Here is an 18,939-nt window from a genome sequence, read left to right on the forward strand (position 1 = left end):
CGCCCCGACCCCAACCACCTGCCACACATGTCCGATACCCAAGCCACCGCAGCCGCGCCCACGCCAGCCCCACAAGATGAAAACCAGCTGATCGCCGAGCGCCGCGAAAAACTCAAAGCCATGCGCCAGGCGCAAGCCGAGGGCAAGGGCGTGGCCTTTCCCAACGACTTCAAGCCCGAGCACCACGCCGCCAACCTGCACCAGGCGCACGGCGACAAAGACGCCGAAGCCCTGAACGGCGAAGGCATGGCCAAAACCATGGCCAAGGTTGCAGGCCGCATGATGCTCAAGCGCGTGATGGGCAAAGCCAGCTTTGCCACGCTGCAAGACGCCACGGGCCGCATCCAGGTCTATGTGACCCGCGACGATGTGGGTGAAGACCTGTACGCCCTGTTCAAACACTGGGACCTGGGTGACATCGTGGGCGTGGAAGGCCACCTTTTCAAAACCCGCACGGGCGAATTGTCGATCCACGCGACAAGCATCCGCATGCTCACCAAGAGCCTGCGCCCCATGCCCGACAAGTTCCATGGCGTGGCCGACCAGGAAGTCAAATACCGCCAGCGCTATGTCGATCTGATGACCGACGAGGCCGCCCGCAAGCGCTTTGCGGCCCGCAGCAAGGCCGTGAGCGGCATCCGCGAGTTCATGGTCCAACACGGCTTTCTCGAAGTCGAAACGCCCATGCTGCACCCCATTCCCGGTGGCGCCAATGCCAAACCCTTTGTGACGCACCACAACGCGCTGGACCAAGAGATGTTCTTGCGCATCGCGCCCGAGCTCTACCTCAAGCGATTGCTGGTGGGTGGTTTTGAGCGCGTGTTCGAGATCAACCGCAACTTCCGCAACGAAGGCATCTCGGTGCGTCACAACCCCGAGTTCACCATGATGGAGTTCTACGCGGCATACTGGAACTACCAGGACCTGATGGGCTTCACCGAAAGCCTGATCCGCGACGCGGCGATGACCGCTGCAGGTACCTTGGACTTGACCTACAACGGCAAGCCCGTTGACCTGAACAAGCCTTTCGCCCGCATGACCATCCGCGAAGCCATCGTCAAGCACACCGAAGCCGGTGACAACGTGGACAACGCCGAGTGGCTGATCAACGCCCTGAAAAAGCTGGGCATGAGTGAAGCCAAGGACAAACTGTCCACGCGCAGCTTGGCCAGCCTGCAGGTGTTCTATTTTGAGGAAACCGTGGAAGACAAGCTCTGGGAGCCCACCTTCATCATGGAGCACCCGACCGAGATCAGCCCGCTGGCCCGCGCCAACGACACCCGCCCCGAAGTGACCGAGCGCTTTGAGCTTTACATCACCGGCCGCGAGTTCGGCAATGGTTTCAGCGAGCTGAACGACGCCGAAGACCAGGCCGCACGCTTCCACGCCCAAGTGGCCGCCAAAGACGACGGTGACGACGAAGCCATGTACTACGACCACGACTTTGTGCGCGCCCTCGAATACGGCATGCCGCCTGCGGGCGGCTGCGGCATTGGCATTGACCGCCTGATGATGCTACTGACCGACAGCGCCAGCATCCGTGATGTGATCCTGTTCCCGGCTCTGAGGCACGTACAAGAATAATCTGCAAATTCAAATAAAAAATGCCCGCAGTTGCGGGCATTTTTTATGTTCAGCTGATCAACCTCAAACCAAATAAAGATTGATTTCTTTTTGAATAAAAACTTCCAAATTCAAATCAAAATTAACATAAGCATCATAGGTGTTTGTGCCAATTTTGACATCAGACTGAGGTGTCCAAACATAATTTTTATCTCCAATGACGTCATCCAAATTCACGGTATCCCTGTCACCTCCATCAATACGCATCTGAATTCGCCCATCGGAGGTGCTGCTGCCATTCGTTGAAAAACTATTTTTTACACCCAATGCCAACACGTCACTCGTCGTTAAATTCAAAGTATGAGCTGCATCTGGAATAACTTCCGAACCAGACAAGCCAATATGATTATGAACAGACAAATCATCGACTTTTGGTATATTGGCATGCAATCCAGCCAAATCGTAAACAGGAACATCGGCCGCAAGCACATATTTGCCTATTGAACCGACAACTTCATTTCCAGAAAAAGTTGAAGGGCCTGACACGGGCACGTAATCAAGTTCCACACCATTCCTTAAGTCCCATGGGCTGGCATTTTTACCGTCAGGTAATTGATCATTTGGCACAGATCCATTTCCCGCCAAATCCATAAATTTCAGATTAAATTCACCAATAGCATAATTCTTTGACTGCGAAAGTGTTAAAGATTTTGCCCCAACATCTTGAGGAATATTATTCAAAACAAAATTACCACCTTCAGATGCTGTGAATTTCAAACCAAGAAAAATATTTTGACTTAAATTACCTGATAAGGTAAATCTCGGCTTTTCGAGATCAATAACAAATGAATGATCCGTTGATTTCAAAATATTACCTGCAGCATCCATCATGGATGCCTTCAAAATATACTGAGTGACAAGGCCATCCCCCCCTAAACTTTTCGATGTATTATCAAATGCCCAAACACCGCTTGAATTCACAGTCGTGGTCCCAATAGACAAAACTTTTCCGCTAACGTCAAGGATTTGAACAAGAACATTAGAATTAAAGTCAGTTTCATAATTATCTATTTTTCCTTTAAATGACAATTTTTGAACATTGGTCAAAAAATCGCTATTTGAAGAACCCGAGTCTTGATCGATCGAGGTGATGGCAATACCAAACTTCATATTCGAGTTATTTGCCGGTGTATTATCTATTTTTACCTCTTGTACATCCTGACCGCCACCCGTTCCAGCAACTGAATCTTTCAAATTCACCCGATTTCCAGATTTATCCACAATGGTTGCACGAACGTTATAAATGCCGTCACTCTGTGTCTGCTGGTATGCCCAAGTCCATTCACCGTTTGCTCCAGGCATCACATAACTTGTCGCAACACTCTCTTCTTTCGGCCCATTGACTTTCAACAACTCCACCATCACGTTGTCACCATTATTGGCAAGGAAACCTGTCACCTTGCCACTGTAAGTCAGCGTTTTATCCTTGGTGATGAAATCATTAGCACTGAAACCGCTGTCTGTGGTGATGCCCGTGACATCCACAGTCGCATTTTTATTCGGATTATTTCCATCTGCCACTGACTTGATAGTCAGTACTTGCGTGTCTTGAGCGCTATTTGCATTGACACGATTACCGGCTTTATCCACAACGGTCGCGCGAACGGTGTATTGACCATCGGCTTGCTCCGTCTCATAAGCCCAATTCCAGCTGCCAGTTTTACCGCTGACTGTGGCATCCACATAATTAGAAGCAATCACTTTGCTGCCGCTGTCCAGCAATTCGAGCATCACCTTGTCACCATTGGCAGTGAAATCCGTGACCGTGCCACTATATGTCAGTGTTTGATCGTTTGTGATGAAGTCACTGGCACTGATACCACTGTCTGTGGTGATAGCTGTGATGTCGACCTTGGCGCTGGTATTGGGGTTGACTGAACCGTCGGGCTGGTTTTTACCGCCGTCGGTGTCGATGATGACAACTTCCGAGTCTGACTGGCTGACAGCATTACCCGCTTTATCCACCACTTTCGCCGTGATGGTGTATTTACCATCAGCAAGCACCAGTGCTGGCATGGATGTGGTAAGTTTCCAATTCCATTGGCCATCAGCTGGCAAAACATATTCAGACGCGATAACTTTGGCAGACGCATCACGCAAAAACAGTTCGACCATGTCCCCATTGTTGGTGAAACTGCCCACTGTGCCCGTGAAATCCAGGGTGTTGTCACTGGTATAAAAATCGCTTTCGCTTGAACCTGTATCTGTCGTGATCGATTTAATCGTCACAACAATCCCGTTATTGGGATCTGTCGTTGGTTTTGTTTGATCGGGGGGCACATAATTATTGGCACTGGATGTATCAATGACAAATGGTGTGCCCGCAAATGTGCTGGTGCCGCCCGCAGTATTTTTAACAACAACGTCAAAAGTCCTCAGTCCATCTGGCAGGGCATCTGTCACGGGCACTTCATAACGCCCTGCAGAAACTTCTTTGCCGGCATATTCTTTGCCATTGATTTTGACGGTGACGGTGGCACCGGGATCGGCATCCACCAAGATCCGTGGCGTGTTGTCACCCGTGATGCTGTCGGTATTGCTGATGCCGGTATCGTCCTCTTGATGCAGCTTGGCTTGAGTAATCTTGGGGCCAGCAATGACAGCCGCAGCGGCACTGCCCCCCCCTCCACCAGCGCCCAATAATGCCAGTGGCAGTGCCCACAAAGGATTGAAACCAGCCGCTGCAACCAGCGCCCCGACCGCAGCCCCCGAAGCACCAACCTGATACCCGCCAAGCGCCATGCCAACATTGGTAGCGCCATCTGGCAAGTTAGCCATGAAGGAGGAGGTTTCGCCGGACTCCGGAATGTATTCGTGATAAATACCTGGGCTGGCTTCACCAATGACTGCACCAAAACCAGTCTCGGTTTTATCGAAATAATTCGAAATAACCAAGTCATCGTTTTCACGGCCTTCAAAACTGAGGTGTAGGTCTTTGCCGACACGCTTGGCACGAATGTTGTCAGGACCTTGCCCTGTCGCGTTGTCAATGAGCTGGTAGCTTCCACCGGGTACAGCCTTGATCTTGAGCCCCCCCACCCAACGAGATCCTGGCTCAGGCACATCATGAGTGGTGGACTTTTCGGCGCCCTGATTGGTTTTGACAATGACTTTGTAGGAGTTTTTCATAATTGATACGTCCGCAGTAGAGGTTTGACCTAGAAATCAGCGTCTTGCGCCTGTCACCACAATTTCCACGCGACGGTTGGGGGCGTGGCAAATTTTGTTTTCAGGCGTTGGTTGGTTGCCACATCGCAACTTCACCAAGTGCGCGGCCCCCTCTCCCTCAATCTTGAATCCTTTGCTGGGTTTGAGCCCTCGGTCCTGTAGCTGAGCTGCCACCGCTTTGGCACGATCCATGGACAGCTTGGCGTTGGTTTTGGGCTTGCCAATCGCATCGGTATGACCCACCACGCGAATTCTTTCAACGCTGTTGAAATCCTGCTTCAATCTTTGTGCCATGATTTCAATGGCGTTGTAACTGGATGCCCGAAGCTCAGCCTTACCAAATTCGAACAGCGCATCTGACTCAAGCGCATACAGACGTGGAACGGCAGGCTTGGGGGCTGGCGGATTGGCTGCAATGGGAGTGGCTGCCGGTGTTGGAACTTTCGCCACAACGGGTGCAGGCTCTTGGCAATCCTGAACAAGCGGTGAGCGGGAAATGGTGTGAATTTGTTTGGCAGTACCCGATAGCTCGCCTTGCGCCTGCTCGGAAGAAATCTCTGTCAAACGTCCCGGCTCTTGCACTTTGAGAAGCAATGTTTTCCCAGGCTGAAACGACCAAGTTTGCGCCACACCCAGCCTGCCCGTGTGCAATTTTTTGGCATCGGCCAGAACAGCATGAAAAGCAACGGTGCCCGCTGCAGCACAAAACTCGGTGTAGCCACCTCGTAATAAGGAGGTGTGGTAGCGCCCGTTCAAGTAAATATTGACGGGCTCTGCCTTTGCCTTAGGCCCTGGTCTGTAAACCAGCACTCGGGCCTGCTCAATTGGTGCCGATGCAAGCGAAGCATACTTAGCACCAAATGCATCAATTATTGTCGAATTGAGTACTGGAGAATCGGGCTCGGGGCTGCCAGTGCCTTGTGCCACAGCTTGTGACCCCGAAAAAATCATCAATACAAATGAAATTGATAATTTATTTGCATATTTGGTCCATTCGACATCATATTTGAGCTTTCTCACACAGACTCCTACAAGGTGTATAAAAGCTTTAATATATCTCAAATAGTCAAATTTTAAAGATTAAGAATAATTTTTACGGATAAATGAAGCCTAAATCAATCATTTAAAAGTTGGAAGCGCGCCTGTTTTTGGGGCTCCTAATCCAGCACCTGTGTTCGTCATCGCAATCTCTCCCGGTCTTGTCTGGTGAGTTTTATGCTCAGCCAGCGATCTCAATTTCAGCAATTGATGCTTGACTTTTTTCCAACTTACCCCGCCATTCAGGTCTTGAGCGTGTGGTCAGTGATCGCGCTTTTGTCCAAGCAAGCAACAAACTCGACTCCTACGCCCTGACTGCGCTGAACGCTCACTTGCTTGCCATGGCTCAGGCCAGAAGCTGTATGGTGCTATTGCACGGCCTGCGTGTCGTGGCAACCCTCATGACTTTCGGTCAATTGACTTGACAAGCGTCTTTGCGCGACATGAAGCCGACTCTGGGAGTCAGTACCAGCAGGATCTTCGCCATGGGCTTTCGGCATGTGCCTGACCGCTCCACCTTGGCCGATGCCAACGAATCGCAAGATTTGCGGATTTGGGCGGACAACTTGGCAAGCCTGTGGATTCGAAAAGCCCGCAAGCGGTATCTACACATGAACAACTGGCAGGTGGAGCTGTTTGTCCAGTGGCTCCAGCAACACCTGCGCATCAAAAAATTCGTGGGTGCCAGCGAGAACGCAGTCAGGACGCAAATCTGGTGCGCTGTGCCACCTACGTGCTCAATGTCTTCAAAAAGAAGTTGCAATTGAAGGCATCGAATCACACTTTTCTACAGATTTTGTCAGCCTCGTTTTCCAGAAAACCCTTATTTCATGCGTCCTACAGACCGACGCCTACACATTGGATGCGCCTGATTGCGCTAAGCATTTAAATTTGTTCACTTTTAACCGGACACTACCGATGCAGGATCGGGATTCAAAGTTGGGTCACGGATTCAGGTCGGCGGCAAACGTGGCGCACCATCCACCACCTCGCGCACCTCGACATCTACCACCTGTTCGTTGGCTGAATGGGTTGATCTATGCGTCCAAGCTCCCTGCGGGCCCGATTTCGATGGCCCACGAAACTCACTTTGTCTGAAATTTTTGCGCATGGCGCTGAACTGCTGCCAAACCACAGCCACTTGTGGCTTATGTCCCGTAAGCAGCCAGCGCAGCATTGCCCAAACGATGTAAATGCCCAGTGCAGCCACTAGGCCCAACATAAAAACCAGCCCGAAGAAAACCAAAAACAATTGAAAAAGCAGCCTGCCCATGGTGTTCACTTGCGTATGTAGGAGTTCAAAGAGGTCACGGTAACAAATCCAGCGCCCGCATGTAATCGGCCGAACGCACCAAGGACTCCCAATCTCGGGCAGTGGCGCTGGGCAACAGCGCCAGGCGGCGCTGCTCGCTCACCTCGTTGGGTTGCCATTGGCCTTTGACGGCGGCCTCGGCCAATTCATCAAGCACCTGGTCCAGCTCGGCCCCGCCACCCACCGAGCGGTTGCACAGCAAGGCCAGGTCGCAGCCCGCATCCAGTGCGGCCCGCACCGCTTCGGTGTAGCTCAGGCTTTGGCCCTGCACCTGACGGGCACCCGCCATGGACAAATCGTCGCTGAAAATCGCGCCCTGAAAACCCATCTGGCCGCGCAAAATGTCTTGCAGCCAGCGCTTGGAAAAGCCAGCGGGCCGGGCGTCGACCCGGCTGTAAATGACGTGCGCAGGCATCACGGCGGTGAGCACGCTGCCCAACCACGGGTAAGGCGCGGCATCGTCGGCCAAGATGGCCTTGAGGCTGCGCTTGTCGACTGGGATGTCGGTGTGCGAATCGGCCTTGACCGCGCCGTGGCCAGGGAAGTGCTTGCCGCAATTGCCCATACCCGCCTGCAGCAGGCCTTGCATCAGGCTGCGGGCCAAGAGGCTCACCACACGCGGGTCGCGGGCAAATGCACGGTCGCCAATGACGCCGCTCTCGCCATGGTCCAGATCGAGCACGGGCGTGAAACTGAAGTCCACGCCGCAAGCCCGCAATTCACTGGCCAGCACAAAGCCCGCCGAAGTCGCCGCCTCGCAGGCCTTGAGCACGCCCGAGCCGGGTTGACCCTTGTTGTCCTGGCCCCAAAGCTCGCCAATGGCCCGCATGCTGGGCAAGTGGGTGAAGCCATCGGTACGAAAGCGCTGCACCCGCCCGCCTTCGTGGTCCACCGCGATCAAAAGGTCCGACCGGATGCTTTTGATCTCGGCGCACAAATCGCTCAGTTGCGCCCGGCTTTGCCAATTGCGGCCAAACAAAATCATGCCGCCGGTCAGCGGGTTCGCCAGTCGGCGGCGGTCCGCCGCCGTGAGGCTGTGGCCTTCAATGTCCAGGATCAGGGGGGCGTGGATGCTCATGGGTATCTCAACAGTTCAGGGTGATCGTGTCCAAATCAAGGGCCGGCCATGTCTGCAGCCGCTGCAGGTGCGTGGGTCTCGACCACACAAAAGCTGGCCGCGTACTCGGACTCGTCGGTCACGGTGATGTGGGCGCTCAGGCCCTTGGCTTCGAACCAGTCTTTCAGGCCGCCGTGCAGCACGACCACAGGCTGGCCGCTGGGCAACTTGCCGATCTCGCACAGCCGCCAGGTCATGGGCATGCGCATGCCCAGGCCAATGGCTTTGCTGAAGGCCTCTTTGGCCGAAAAACGGGTGGCCAAGTAACGCACACCGCGCTCAGGCCAGCGGGCGCTGCGGGCTTTCCAGGTGGCCATCTCGGCATCCGACAACACCTTGGCGGCAAAGCGCTCGCCGTGCCGATCCAGGCTGGCCCGGATGCGGCGTATATCGCAGATGTCGGTACCGATGCCGTAGATCATGTGTTTGAGCGTTGAGCGTTGAGCGTTGAGCGTTGGGCGTTGAGCATTGGGCGTTGAGCGTTGGGCGTTGAGCGTTGGGCGTTGGGCGTTGGGCGTTGGGCGTTGGGCGTTGGGCGTTGGACTTTAGGCGTTGCTCTGTTCACGCTGAACGCTGAACGCTGAACGCTCAACCCAATAGCGCCATATAGGCTTGCACGGTCGCGGTATAGCCCATCTCCAACGCATCGGCCATGAAGGCGTGGCCAATCGAGACTTCTTGCAGGCCCTTCACCGCCGCCACAAAGGCGGGCAGGTTGTCGCGGTTCAGATCATGGCCCGCGTTCAGGCCCAGGCCCGCTTGTGTGGCGGCCACAGCGGCATCGGCGTAGCGCTGCAGCTGCATGGCTTGCGCTGGCGTGCCAAAGGCGGCGGCATAGGGCTCGGTGTAGAGCTCCACCCGGTCGGCGCCCACGGCGCGGGCTGCGGCCATTTGCTCTGGGATCGGGTCCATGAACAGGCTCACGCGCACGCCCAGCGCCTTGCACTCGTCGATCAAGGGCTTCAAGCGCTCGGCGTCCTGCGGGAAGGTCCAGCCGTGGTCGCTGGTGAACTGGCCTTCGCTGTCGGGCACAAAGGTCACCTGGTGCGGGCGCACGGCCCGAACATGGTCCATCAGGTTGTGGAAGGGGTTGCCTTCGATGTTGAACTCGCGCTCGGGCCAGGCCTGCATCAGGGCGTGCAGCTCGGGCACGTCGCTCGCGCGGATGTGGCGCTCGTCCGGGCGGGGGTGGATGGTGATGCCGTTCGCGCCCGCTTGCAGGCACAGCTCGGCTGCACGCCTGACGCTGGGAATGCCCAGGTGGCGCGAGTTGCGCAGCAATGCGACCTTGTTGACATTGACCGACAGGGCCACACGTTGGGAAGAAGTCGTCATGGAGGTGTTCATAAGGTTTGCAAGTCCAGCATCATTTGACGGGTGCGCAAAGCGCCCACACCACAATGGTAGTTGAGCAAGAGGCGCAAGGGGCGCTGCAGTTGCACCAGCAAGTCGGCACACTCGCGCAGCAAAGACGCCAAGGGGCTGGGTGAAGCCAGCGCCGCGTGCAGTGCCAGCCACTGCTCACCACGCAAGGCGTGGCGCGGGTCATCGTTCACCCATTGCAGGCCCGCCTCGGGCACAAGCGCATAACTGTCCGTGGGCGACAAAGGCTTGAGGGTCAGGGTTTGTTGGTTCAGAGCGGGCAACAGGCCCATTTCGCGCAGCAGCAGCAGCTCAAAGCCGCGCAAGGCCCATTGCAAGGCGTCCGGGTCGCCACTGGCCAACAGGCGCACGGCGGCGGCATAGACCTCGAACAGCTGCGGATGCGGATCGTCGCGCGCGGTCAGGCGCATCAGCAATTCATTGAGGTAGTAGCCCGACAGCAGCGCCTCGCCCGTGGGCATGACATGGCCGCCCACCCATTCGGCCGATTTGAGGGTGCGGATGTCACCGTCGCCCCCAAAGGCCAGCGACAAAGGCTGCAAGGGCAAAAGTACGGGGCGGAAACTGGAGGTGGGCCGTTTGGCCCCTTTGGCCACCAAAGCCACCCGGCCGTGGTGGCGGGTGAAGACCTCCAGAATCAGGCTGGTTTCGCTCCAGTCGTAGCGGTGCAGCACATAGGCTGGCTCGTCTGCGATCCGCTTGGAGGCCATTGGCAGTGGAATTACTCGTAACCGAAGCTGCGCACGCGGGCTTCGTCGTCGGCCCAGCCCGAACGCACCTTGACCCACAGCTCGATGAACACCTTGGCGTCCAGCAGCTTTTCCAGCTCCACGCGGGTTTCGGTGCCGATGCGTTTGAGCTTTTCGCCCTTGTCACCGATCACCATGGCCTTGTGCCCTTCGCGCTCGACCACGATGGTGGCGGCAATCCGCAGCATGCGTTTGGACGTGCGGCCCGCTTCTTCTTCGAACTTGTCGATCACCACCGTCGAGGTGTAAGGCAGCTCATCACCAGTCAGGCGAAAGAGTTTTTCGCGCACCATTTCGCTGGCAAGGAACTTCTCGCTGCGGTCGGTGAGTTCATCCTCGGCATGCCACCAGGGTTGCTCGGGCAGGTATTTTTCGCAAATACCCAGCAGGCGCTCAATGTCCTTGGGCTGCTTGGCCGACATGGGCACGAACTCGGTGAAAGCGTGGCGTTCTTGCATGCTTTGCAGCCAGGGCGCAATGTCGCCACGGCGGTGAACGTTGTCGAGTTTGTTGGCCACCAGCAAGACCGGGATACCGGGCTTGAGCAGCGCCAGCACTTTGGCGTCGGCGGTGGTGAAGCTGCCCGCCTCGACCACGAACAAGACCAAGTCCACATCGCTCACCGCACCGACCACGGTTTTGTTCAGCGACTTGTTGAGCGCGGTGCCGTGGATGGTCTGGAAACCCGGCGTGTCGACAAACACATACTGGGCAGCGCCCTGGGTGCGGATGCCGGTGATGCGGTGGCGCGTGGTTTGCGCTTTGCGCGAGGTGATGCTGATTTTTTGACCCACCAAGGCGTTGAGCAAAGTCGACTTGCCCACGTTGGGCTTGCCCACAATCGCCACCAGGCCGCAGCGCTGACCTTCCACCGGCACGGGCGCGGGGGCAGCAGCGACGGGCGGCAAGGCGGCGTCTTCCGACGCATCGCGTGGCTGGATGGTCACGCCCGCGATTTGCACGGGGCGGCGCATGGTTTGCTCTTGTGGCGTGCGTTCAGTTTCAGGCGTTTTTTTATCGGTGCTCATGCGGCGCTTTCGGATTTCAAAGTGAGCAGCATGGCGGCGGCCGCTGCTTGTTCGGCAGCGCGACGCGATGCGCCCGAGCCTTGTTGGGTTTGGCGCAATTCGGTCACTTCGCAAGAGACCTCGAACTGCTGGCGGTGCGCCGCGCCGGAGGTGCCGACAACGGTGTATTTGGGCAGCGCGAGCTTGCGCCCCTGCAGCCACTCTTGCAATTCGGTCTTGGGGTCTTTGCCCACGGCCTGCATGTCGGGCTTGATGTCCACTTTGGCAAACAGGCGCTCGACCAGCGCTTGGGCAGCTGGGTAGCCGCCATCCAGGTACACCGCGCCAATGATGGCTTCGACCATGTCCGCCAGGATGGATGGCCTGCCCTGCCCACCGGAACGCATCTCACCTTCACCCAGACGCATGACCGCAGAAACATCCAGCGTTTTGGCCAATTGGTGCAGCGTGTCTTGCTTGACCAAATTGGCCCGCACCCGGGACAAATCACCCTCGGGCATGTTAACCAATTGGACATACAGCATGTGCGAGACCGCCAAATTGAGCACCGAGTCGCCCAAAAACTCCAGGCGTTCGTAGTGGTCGGCGCTGAAACTGCGGTGCGTCAGCGCCTGTTGCAGCAAACCCACTTGGCGAAAGGCATACCCCAGACGGATTTGCAGTTCAGGCAAACCCGATGAAACAACGGTGGTGGTAGCCACGCTCACCTCAATCAAAAGCGCCAATGCGCTGGAGGTTGCCGAAGTTCATCCAGACAAAGAAGGCTTTGCCCACGATGTTGCCGTCCGGTACAAAACCGAAATAACGCGAATCCAGCGAGTTGTCCCGGTTGTCACCCATCATGAAGTAATGGCCCGCTGGCACTTTGCAGGTCACGCCTTCGACGGTGTAGTTGCAGTTTTCGCGGCCCGCAAACTGATCAGCACCGGGGATGAACGCCGGACGCTCATCATCCTGAATGGTCTGGTGCGGCTTGGCCCCCAGGGACTCACTGCGGTGCTTGAAATACCGCATGGTGGACTCGTCAAAAAAGTCAGGCAGCGCCTGGGTGGGCAGTTCTTTGCCATTGATGGTGAGCTTCTTGTTCAGATAGGCCACTTCGTCGCCCGGCAGCCCCACCACGCGCTTGATGTAGTCGACTGTGGGCTTCGGGGGATAACGGAACACCATCACATCGCCACGCTGCACAGGCGTGCCTTGCGTGATTTTGATGTTCGCCACGGGCAGCCGAATCCCGTAGTGAAATTTGTTGACCAAAATCAGGTCGCCGATGTGCAACGTCGGGATCATGGAGCCCGAAGGAATTTTGAAAGGCTCGAACAAGAAGGAGCGCAACAGAAAGACCACGACGATGACCGGAAACAGGCCTGCGGTCCAATCAAGCCACCAGGGTTGCATGATCAATTTTTCACGGGATTCGCGAATATCGGTGTCGACCTTCTCGATGCCCATTTGGGCCAACTCGGCACGGCGTCGGGCTGTTTCAGCTTCGAGCTGGGCCACCGCTTGCCGACGGCGCGGCAAGAACACGAAGCGCTCGGCCAGCCAATAAATGCCCGTGACCACGGTAGCCAAAAGCAAGAGCAGCGCAAAGTTGCCCTCAATGAAGCCCAGATACCAGGCACCGGCATAGCCGACAAATGCGGCCAGCACCAAAGACGTTAAAAACTGCATCAATCTTCCACCTGCAAAATGGCCAAGAACGCCTCTTGGGGCACCTCGACCGAGCCAATTTGTTTCATGCGCTTTTTACCCGCCTTTTGCTTTTCGAGCAGTTTGCGCTTGCGGGTGATGTCACCACCGTAGCACTTGGCCAGCACGTTTTTGCGCAAGGCCTTGATGGTTTCACGGGCAATGATGTTGGCCCCAATGGCGGCCTGGATGGCCACATCGAACATCTGACGGCTGATGATCTCGCGCATCTTGGCTGCCACGGCGCGACCTCGATACTGGGCTTGCGTTCGGTGCACGATGATGGACAGCGCATCGACCTTCTCGCCGTTGAGCATGATGTCGACCTTGACCACGTCGGAGGCCCGGTATTCCTTGAACTCGTAATCCATCGAGGCGTAGCCACGGCTGACCGATTTGAGCTTGTCAAAAAAGTCCAGCACGATCTCGCCCAGCGGCATTTCATAAGTCAGCATGACCTGACGGCCGTGGTAGGCCATGTTCAGCTGCACGCCGCGCTTTTGGTTGGCCAGTGTCATCACGGGGCCGACATAGTCTTGCGGCATGTACAGGTGCACCGTGACGATGGGCTCGCGAATCTCTTGCAGTTTGCCTTGGTCGGGCATCTTGGAGGGGTTCTCGACCATGACGACTTCACCACCGGGCTGGACCACTTGGTAGACCACGCTGGGCGCGGTGGTGATCAGGTCCTGGTCAAACTCGCGCTCCAGGCGTTCTTGCACGATTTCCATGTGCAACAAACCCAGAAAGCCGCAGCGAAAGCCAAAGCCCAGCGCCTGCGAGACTTCGGGCTCGTAATGCAGCGAAGCGTCGTTGAGCTTGAGCTTTTCCAGCGCGTCGCGCAGGCCGTCGTACTGGTTGGCTTCGGTTGGGTACAAACCGGCAAAGACCTGCGGCTGGATTTCCTTGAAGCCAGGCAAGGCCTCGGTGGCCGGGCCCAGGTTGTTGGGCAGCTTCTTTTCCAAAGTGACGGTGTCGCCCACTTTGGCCGCCTGCAACTCCTTGATGCCCGCGATGATGTAACCCACCTCGCCCGCTTTGAGCGATTCGCGCGGCTGGTTGGCAGGGGTGAACACGCCCAAGCTGCCCGCTTCGTACACCGCGTTGCTGGCCATCATGCGGATGCGCTCGTTTTTGAGCAGTTGGCCATCGACCACGCGCACCAGCATGACCACGCCCACATAGGTGTCAAACCAGCTGTCGATGATCATGGCGCGCAGCGGCGCGTCGGGATTGCCTTTGGGCGGTGGAATGCGCGCCACCACCGCTTCGAGTATTTCTTCGATGCCCATGCCGGTCTTGGCCGAGCAGGGAATCGCATCGGTCGCGTCGATGCCGATCACGTCTTCCACTTCGGCGCGGGCATTGTCCGGATCGGCGTTGGGCAAATCCATTTTGTTGAGCACCGGCACCACTTCCACGCCCAGATCGAGCGCGGTGTAGCAATTGGCCACGGTCTGCGCTTCCACACCTTGGCTGGCATCGACCACCAGCAAAGCGCCTTCGCAGGCCGACAGCGAACGCGAGACTTCGTAAGAGAAGTCCACATGGCCGGGCGTGTCGATCAGGTTGAGGTTGTAGACCTGCCCGTCTTTGGCCTTGTATTGCAGCGCAGCGGTTTGCGCCTTGATGGTGATGCCGCGCTCTTTCTCGATGTCCATCGAGTCCAGCACCTGCGCTTCCATGTCACGCGCTTCCAAACCACCACAGCGTTGAATCAAGCGATCGGCCAGCGTGGACTTGCCATGGTCGATGTGGGCAATGATCGAAAAATTTCTGATGTGATTCATCAAGGAAGTTCTGCAAGTGTTTGTGGATCAATGATCCGGAAAAGAAAAAAGGGCGCGTCTGGTGGTGACGCGCCCTGAACCAACAATCTATGGCAACTGCGATAGTTGGGATTTCATTGTAGGCAAATTGCCCCATTCGCACAGCCCCAACATCACGTTTTACAGGTCGTTGCTGCTTTGCAACATGAACTCTATCCACAACTTATTCACAACCCTCGAAGTCTTCGCTTGAATAACTTGTGGGTCATCTGTGGACTCTTGTGAGGAATCCCACATGGTGAATCCAGCCCTGCGATTTATGCCATCAATCCTTGGTCAAGACACATGATTTTATCCAGTTTAGTCATGAGCGATGCAAAAAGTCAGCAAACACAAACTTTTGAACTTTTTCACATCGGCAGATTTTTTTGCATCGAAATTCGCAAAATGCATACCCAATCGTACCTATGCCCTGCAAGGTACGAAGGGCATTTGAATGGCCTGCCACTCACTTTCCGGGACGAATCAGAACGTACTGTGCACCATCACCACGGCGGATCAAAACACTGACGGGCCGGTTTTTGTCAATTCGGGACATCAGGGCATCAAATTCCTTCACGGATGTGATCTCCGTGTTCGCAATGGCCAAGACCAAATCGCCCTCTCGGATACCCGCGCGAGCCGCAGCATCTACCGCAGCATCCACGCGCACACCGCCACGTACGCGAAACTCCTTTTTCAGAGCCTCCGTCAAGTCGCTCACGCTCAAACCCAAATGCTGAACCGCAGCAGTTTGAGCTTTTTTATCGGGCGCTGCGGCGATCGGCTTTTCAGCTTCAATCTCGGCCACCATCACATTCAGTTCCTGTGATTTTCCTCGCCGAAATACCGTGATGGTTGCCCGGCTTCCGGGTTTGGTGTTACCCACAGCACGGGGCAAATCAGCAGGTTTATCAATGACTTTGCCTTCAAACCGGGTGATGATGTCACCCGCTTCTATACCGGCTTTTTCAGCGGGTGAACCCTCCTCAACGCCGCGCACCAGCACCCCTTGCGCTTTTTCGAGACCAATGGATTCGGCCACTTCTTTGGTGACAGGCGCAATTTGCACGCCAATGCGTCCACGGCTCACACGGCCATTGCTGCGCAATTGCTCGCTCACCCGCATGGCTTCATCCATGGGAATCGCAAAGGAAATCCCCATGAAACCACCCGAACGTGAATAAATTTGACTGTTGATCCCAACCACTTCACCACGCATATTGATCAGCGGTCCACCGGAATTACCTGGATTGATGGCGACATCGGTCTGGATAAAGGGCAAATACTCACCAGTGTCGCGTTGCTTGGCGCTCACAATGCCCGCTGTCACGCTGTTTTCCAATCCAAAAGGCGAGCCAATCGCCATGACCCATTCACCCACTTTGAGGCGGCTGACATCCCCTACGCGCACGGCAGGCAGACCCGTGGCCTGAATTTTCACAACGGCCACATCGGTGCGCTTGTCAGCCCCGACGATGCGAGCCTTGAACTCTCGTTTATCCGTCAGGGTGACCAGCACCTCATCTGCACCGTCCACCACATGGGCGTTGGTCATGATGAAACCGTCCGCACTCAAAATGAAGCCGGATCCCACGCCACGGGGTTGGGCTTCTTCCTGAGGCCGATTTTGACGTGGCGCTTGCCTGGGCGCATTGGGAACACTGGGCATGGGCACACCGAAAAATCGGCGAAACAACTCCTGCATTTCATCATCAGGCGAGCCCGGCGCCGGGGTTCCGACACGAACTTTTTCAAGGGTGCGTATATTGACGACGGATGGACCTACTTGTTCAACCAACTCCGTGAAGTCAGGCAATCCGCGAATCGCAACACCCGAACTTTGTGCCGCAGCAGTCATTGGCGACAACATCCACGCACTGCTGAACATGCCGATAAACAACACACTGGCCAATCTGGCTTTGAACCTATATTTTTTGATCACACATCTCTCCTTGTGTATGTCATTGCGAGAAAACATTCTGAAGTTTGTGGCTTGCCTCACAAGTTCAAGATGACTTTACAAACCTTGAACAAATTGGGCGGGCGGATACGGCAATGGTGGGCGCGAATATACAGCGCATCGAAAGCCATGCCAGTCGTGGGGCATCGAGTGACGGTGCATCCACACAATGTGAGACAAATGCCCGACTGAGGCCCCTGATGGACGCATGCACAACACCATAGCGTCTCCAACATCCCACACGGGCTTTAAATCCTGCGCTGTCTCAACACCCTTAGAATCCCGCCACAACCACTGCTCACCACTCCAGACCAATTGATCGTCGCTTGTGAGTTCACGCCTCCAGCACACAGTGGCCAGGGTCAGACAAAGACACCAAACCAGCCATGCCGTAATGACCGCTGCCGGGCTGGCTGAACTCGCAGACTGCCATTGAATCAGTCCCCATGCGCCAAGAAAAGCCCACAGCAGACCCAGGCCCCAACTCCAAACAAAATGCCCCACCGGGTAAACCACAGGTGGGGCATTTTGCATGGGGGCGTCTCGCGTCAGATGCGCTTGAATACCAGCGAACCGTTGGTGCCGCCAAAACCAAAGTTGTTTTTCAGGGCCACATCGATTTTCACATCGCGTGCCGTATTGGCACAGTAGTCCAGATCGCACTCGGGGTCAGGGTTGACCAGGTTGATGGTCGGCGGCACCTTTTGGTGATGCAGCGCCAGCACAGTGAACACGCTCTCAATGCCGCCCGCACCACCCAGAAGGTGACCGGTCATGGACTTGGTTGAACTGATCACGGTCTTGTACGCGTGATCACCCAAAGCCACCTTGATGGCATTGGTTTCGTTGATGTCACCCAGCGGCGTGGAGGTGCCGTGGGCATTGAGGTAGTCGATCTGGTCAACATTGACGCCGGCATTGCGCATGGCGCTGAGCATGGCGCGGCGGGGGCCGTCCATGCTCGGCGCGGTCATGTGACCGGCGTCAGCACTCATGCCGTAACCACCCAGCTCGGCGTAAATTTTGGCGCCACGGGCTTTGGCGTGTTCGTACTCTTCTAGCACCATGACGCCCGCGCCTTCACCCAGCACAAAGCCATCACGGTCCTTGTCCCAGGGGCGAGAAGCCGCTGTGGGGTCATCGTTGCGGGTCGACAAAGCGCGCATGGCGGCAAAACCACCCACGCCCAGTGGCGACACCGTGCCTTCGGAGCCACCAGCAATCATCACATCCGCGTCGCCGTATTCGATCAGACGACCAGCTTCGCCAATGCTGTGCAAGCCTGTGGTGCAAGCGGTTACGACGGCCAGGTTGGGGCCTTTGAAGCCACTGCGCATCGAGACATGGCCTGAGATCATGTTGATGATCGAGGCCGGCACAAAAAATGGGGAAATACGACGCGCGCCGCGTGCGGTGTACTCAATGTGGGTTTCTTCGATCAGCGGCAAGCCGCCAATGCCCGAACCAATGACCACACCGATGCGGCATGCCTCTTCTTCACTCAGTGCATCGCCTGTGGGCAGCCCGGAGTCCTGAATGGCCTGAGAAGCAGCAGCAATGCCGTAATGAATGAAGCGGTCCATCGTACGCGCCTCTTTGGCGCTGATGTAGGACTCAAGGTCAAAATTCTTGACTTCACCCACGATCCTGCAGGACATGGCTGAAGCATCAAAACGTGTGATAGGACCAATGCCGGACTGACCGGCAATCAGGTTGGACCATGCCTCAGCCACCGTGTTGCCCACGGGGCTGACGCATCCCAAACCCGTGACAACAACGCGGCGCCGGGTCATCGTCGATCAGGCCTTCTTGCTTTGGGCGTAGTCGATCGCAGCTTGCACCGTGGTGATTTTTTCTGCGTCTTCGTCAGGAATCTCGATGCCGAACTCGTCTTCGAGTGCCATCACCAGTTCCACAGTGTCCAGGGAGTCGGCACCCAGATCGGCCACGAAGGCTTTTTCGTTGGTGACTTGTGACTCTTCAACGCCGAGTTGTTCGGCAATGATTTTTTTGACACGTGCTTCGATATCGCTCATGGGGTCCCTCTGAGGGTTGTGA

The 18,939-nt window shown here is 56.1% G+C and carries 15 protein-coding genes; 1 reads left to right on the forward strand and 14 read right to left on the reverse strand.

Going from position 1 to position 18,939, the window contains the following annotated elements:
* Window positions 1–27 precede the first annotated feature (27 nt).
* Entirely contained in the window at window positions 28–1,584 is a 1,557-nt protein-coding gene (gene lysS, locus AMM33_RS01445) for a lysine--tRNA ligase (protein WP_090138138.1), read from the forward strand.
* A gap of 63 nt (window positions 1,585–1,647) precedes the next feature.
* On the opposite strand, the gene AMM33_RS01450 is transcribed toward lysS, so the two are convergent.
* From AMM33_RS01450 to acpP, 14 genes are all read right to left on the reverse strand, one after another.
* On the reverse strand, window positions 1,648–4,752 hold the full coding sequence (locus AMM33_RS01450; protein WP_090138140.1) for an Ig-like domain-containing protein: 3,105 nt from the start codon (window positions 4,750–4,752) through the stop codon (window positions 1,648–1,650).
* 36 nt (window positions 4,753–4,788) lie between these two features.
* Window positions 4,789–5,811: an OmpA family protein gene (locus tag AMM33_RS01455; protein WP_194945171.1), complete on the reverse strand. Its 1,023-nt coding sequence runs from the start codon at window positions 5,809–5,811 to the stop codon at window positions 4,789–4,791.
* Window positions 5,812–6,781: 970 nt separating this feature from the next.
* Window positions 6,782–7,102 carry a hypothetical protein gene (locus tag AMM33_RS01465; RefSeq protein ID WP_090138697.1) on the reverse strand — a complete coding sequence of 107 codons (321 nt, stop codon included), beginning with the start codon at window positions 7,100–7,102 and terminating at the stop codon, window positions 6,782–6,784.
* Window positions 7,103–7,136: 34 nt separating this feature from the next.
* Window positions 7,137–8,219 (reverse strand): beta-N-acetylhexosaminidase, encoded by a 1,083-nt coding sequence (gene nagZ, locus AMM33_RS01470; RefSeq protein ID WP_090138146.1) that lies wholly within the window; start codon window positions 8,217–8,219, stop codon window positions 7,137–7,139.
* A 35-nt stretch (window positions 8,220–8,254) separates the two neighbouring features.
* Window positions 8,255–8,680 carry a holo-ACP synthase gene (gene acpS, locus AMM33_RS01475; protein WP_090138148.1) on the reverse strand — a complete coding sequence of 142 codons (426 nt, stop codon included), beginning with the start codon at window positions 8,678–8,680 and terminating at the stop codon, window positions 8,255–8,257.
* Between the two features lie 166 nt (window positions 8,681–8,846).
* Window positions 8,847–9,593 (reverse strand): pyridoxine 5'-phosphate synthase, encoded by a 747-nt coding sequence (locus AMM33_RS01480; protein ID WP_369802385.1) that lies wholly within the window; start codon window positions 9,591–9,593, stop codon window positions 8,847–8,849.
* 8 nt (window positions 9,594–9,601) lie between these two features.
* Window positions 9,602–10,351, reverse strand: coding sequence for a DNA repair protein RecO (recO, locus tag AMM33_RS01485; RefSeq protein ID WP_090138151.1), 750 nt, complete (start codon window positions 10,349–10,351; stop codon window positions 9,602–9,604).
* 11 nt (window positions 10,352–10,362) lie between these two features.
* Complete coding sequence (gene era / locus AMM33_RS01490; protein ID WP_194945172.1) at window positions 10,363–11,418, reverse strand: GTPase Era; 1,056 nt, start codon at window positions 11,416–11,418, stop codon at window positions 10,363–10,365.
* Window positions 11,415–12,125 carry a ribonuclease III gene (gene rnc, locus AMM33_RS01495; RefSeq protein ID WP_369802386.1) on the reverse strand — a complete coding sequence of 237 codons (711 nt, stop codon included), beginning with the start codon at window positions 12,123–12,125 and terminating at the stop codon, window positions 11,415–11,417. Before rnc ends, era begins: the two co-directional genes overlap by 4 nt.
* A 1-nt stretch (window position 12,126) precedes the next feature.
* Entirely contained in the window at window positions 12,127–13,092 is a 966-nt protein-coding gene (lepB, locus tag AMM33_RS01500; RefSeq protein WP_090138153.1) for a signal peptidase I, read from the reverse strand.
* A complete protein-coding gene (lepA, locus tag AMM33_RS01505) occupies window positions 13,092–14,900 on the reverse strand; it encodes a translation elongation factor 4 (protein WP_090138154.1) in 1,809 nt (602 codons plus the stop codon). The genes lepB and lepA overlap by 1 nt, the downstream gene beginning before the upstream one ends.
* 487 nt (window positions 14,901–15,387) lie before the next feature.
* Complete coding sequence (locus AMM33_RS01510; protein WP_369802394.1) at window positions 15,388–16,809, reverse strand: DegQ family serine endoprotease; 1,422 nt, start codon at window positions 16,807–16,809, stop codon at window positions 15,388–15,390.
* 620 nt (window positions 16,810–17,429) lie between these two features.
* Entirely contained in the window at window positions 17,430–18,674 is a 1,245-nt protein-coding gene (gene fabF / locus AMM33_RS01515) for a beta-ketoacyl-ACP synthase II (RefSeq protein ID WP_090138158.1), read from the reverse strand.
* Window positions 18,675–18,680: 6 nt separating this feature from the next.
* Window positions 18,681–18,917: an acyl carrier protein gene (acpP, locus tag AMM33_RS01520; protein WP_019427049.1), complete on the reverse strand. Its 237-nt coding sequence runs from the start codon at window positions 18,915–18,917 to the stop codon at window positions 18,681–18,683.
* Window positions 18,918–18,939 lie beyond the last annotated feature (22 nt).

Source organism: Limnohabitans sp. DM1, assembly GCF_001269385.1.
GTDB lineage: Bacteria > Pseudomonadota > Gammaproteobacteria > Burkholderiales > Burkholderiaceae_C > Limnohabitans_A.

Excerpts from the sequence above, each read along its gene's own strand:
- AMM33_RS01510 (WP_369802394.1), bottom strand. The coding sequence starts at position 16,809 with ATGTTCAGCAGTGCGTGGATGTTGTCGCCAATGACTGCTGCGGCACAA.
- recO (WP_090138151.1), bottom strand. The coding sequence starts at position 10,351 with ATGGCCTCCAAGCGGATCGCAGACGAGCCAGCCTATGTGCTGCACCGC.
- AMM33_RS01480 (WP_369802385.1), bottom strand. The coding sequence starts at position 9,593 with ATGACGACTTCTTCCCAACGTGTGGCCCTGTCGGTCAATGTCAACAAG.
- AMM33_RS01465 (WP_090138697.1), bottom strand. The coding sequence starts at position 7,102 with ATGGGCAGGCTGCTTTTTCAATTGTTTTTGGTTTTCTTCGGGCTGGTT.
- nagZ (WP_090138146.1), bottom strand. The coding sequence starts at position 8,219 with ATGAGCATCCACGCCCCCCTGATCCTGGACATTGAAGGCCACAGCCTC.
- acpS (WP_090138148.1), bottom strand. The coding sequence starts at position 8,680 with ATGATCTACGGCATCGGTACCGACATCTGCGATATACGCCGCATCCGG.
- lepA (WP_090138154.1), bottom strand. The coding sequence starts at position 14,900 with ATGAATCACATCAGAAATTTTTCGATCATTGCCCACATCGACCATGGC.
- lysS (WP_090138138.1), top strand. The coding sequence starts at position 28 with ATGTCCGATACCCAAGCCACCGCAGCCGCGCCCACGCCAGCCCCACAA.
- lepB (WP_090138153.1), bottom strand. The coding sequence starts at position 13,092 with ATGCAGTTTTTAACGTCTTTGGTGCTGGCCGCATTTGTCGGCTATGCC.
- AMM33_RS01450 (WP_090138140.1), bottom strand. The coding sequence starts at position 4,752 with ATGAAAAACTCCTACAAAGTCATTGTCAAAACCAATCAGGGCGCCGAA.
- fabF (WP_090138158.1), bottom strand. The coding sequence starts at position 18,674 with ATGACCCGGCGCCGCGTTGTTGTCACGGGTTTGGGATGCGTCAGCCCC.
- acpP (WP_019427049.1), bottom strand. The coding sequence starts at position 18,917 with ATGAGCGATATCGAAGCACGTGTCAAAAAAATCATTGCCGAACAACTC.
- era (WP_194945172.1), bottom strand. The coding sequence starts at position 11,418 with ATGAGCACCGATAAAAAAACGCCTGAAACTGAACGCACGCCACAAGAG.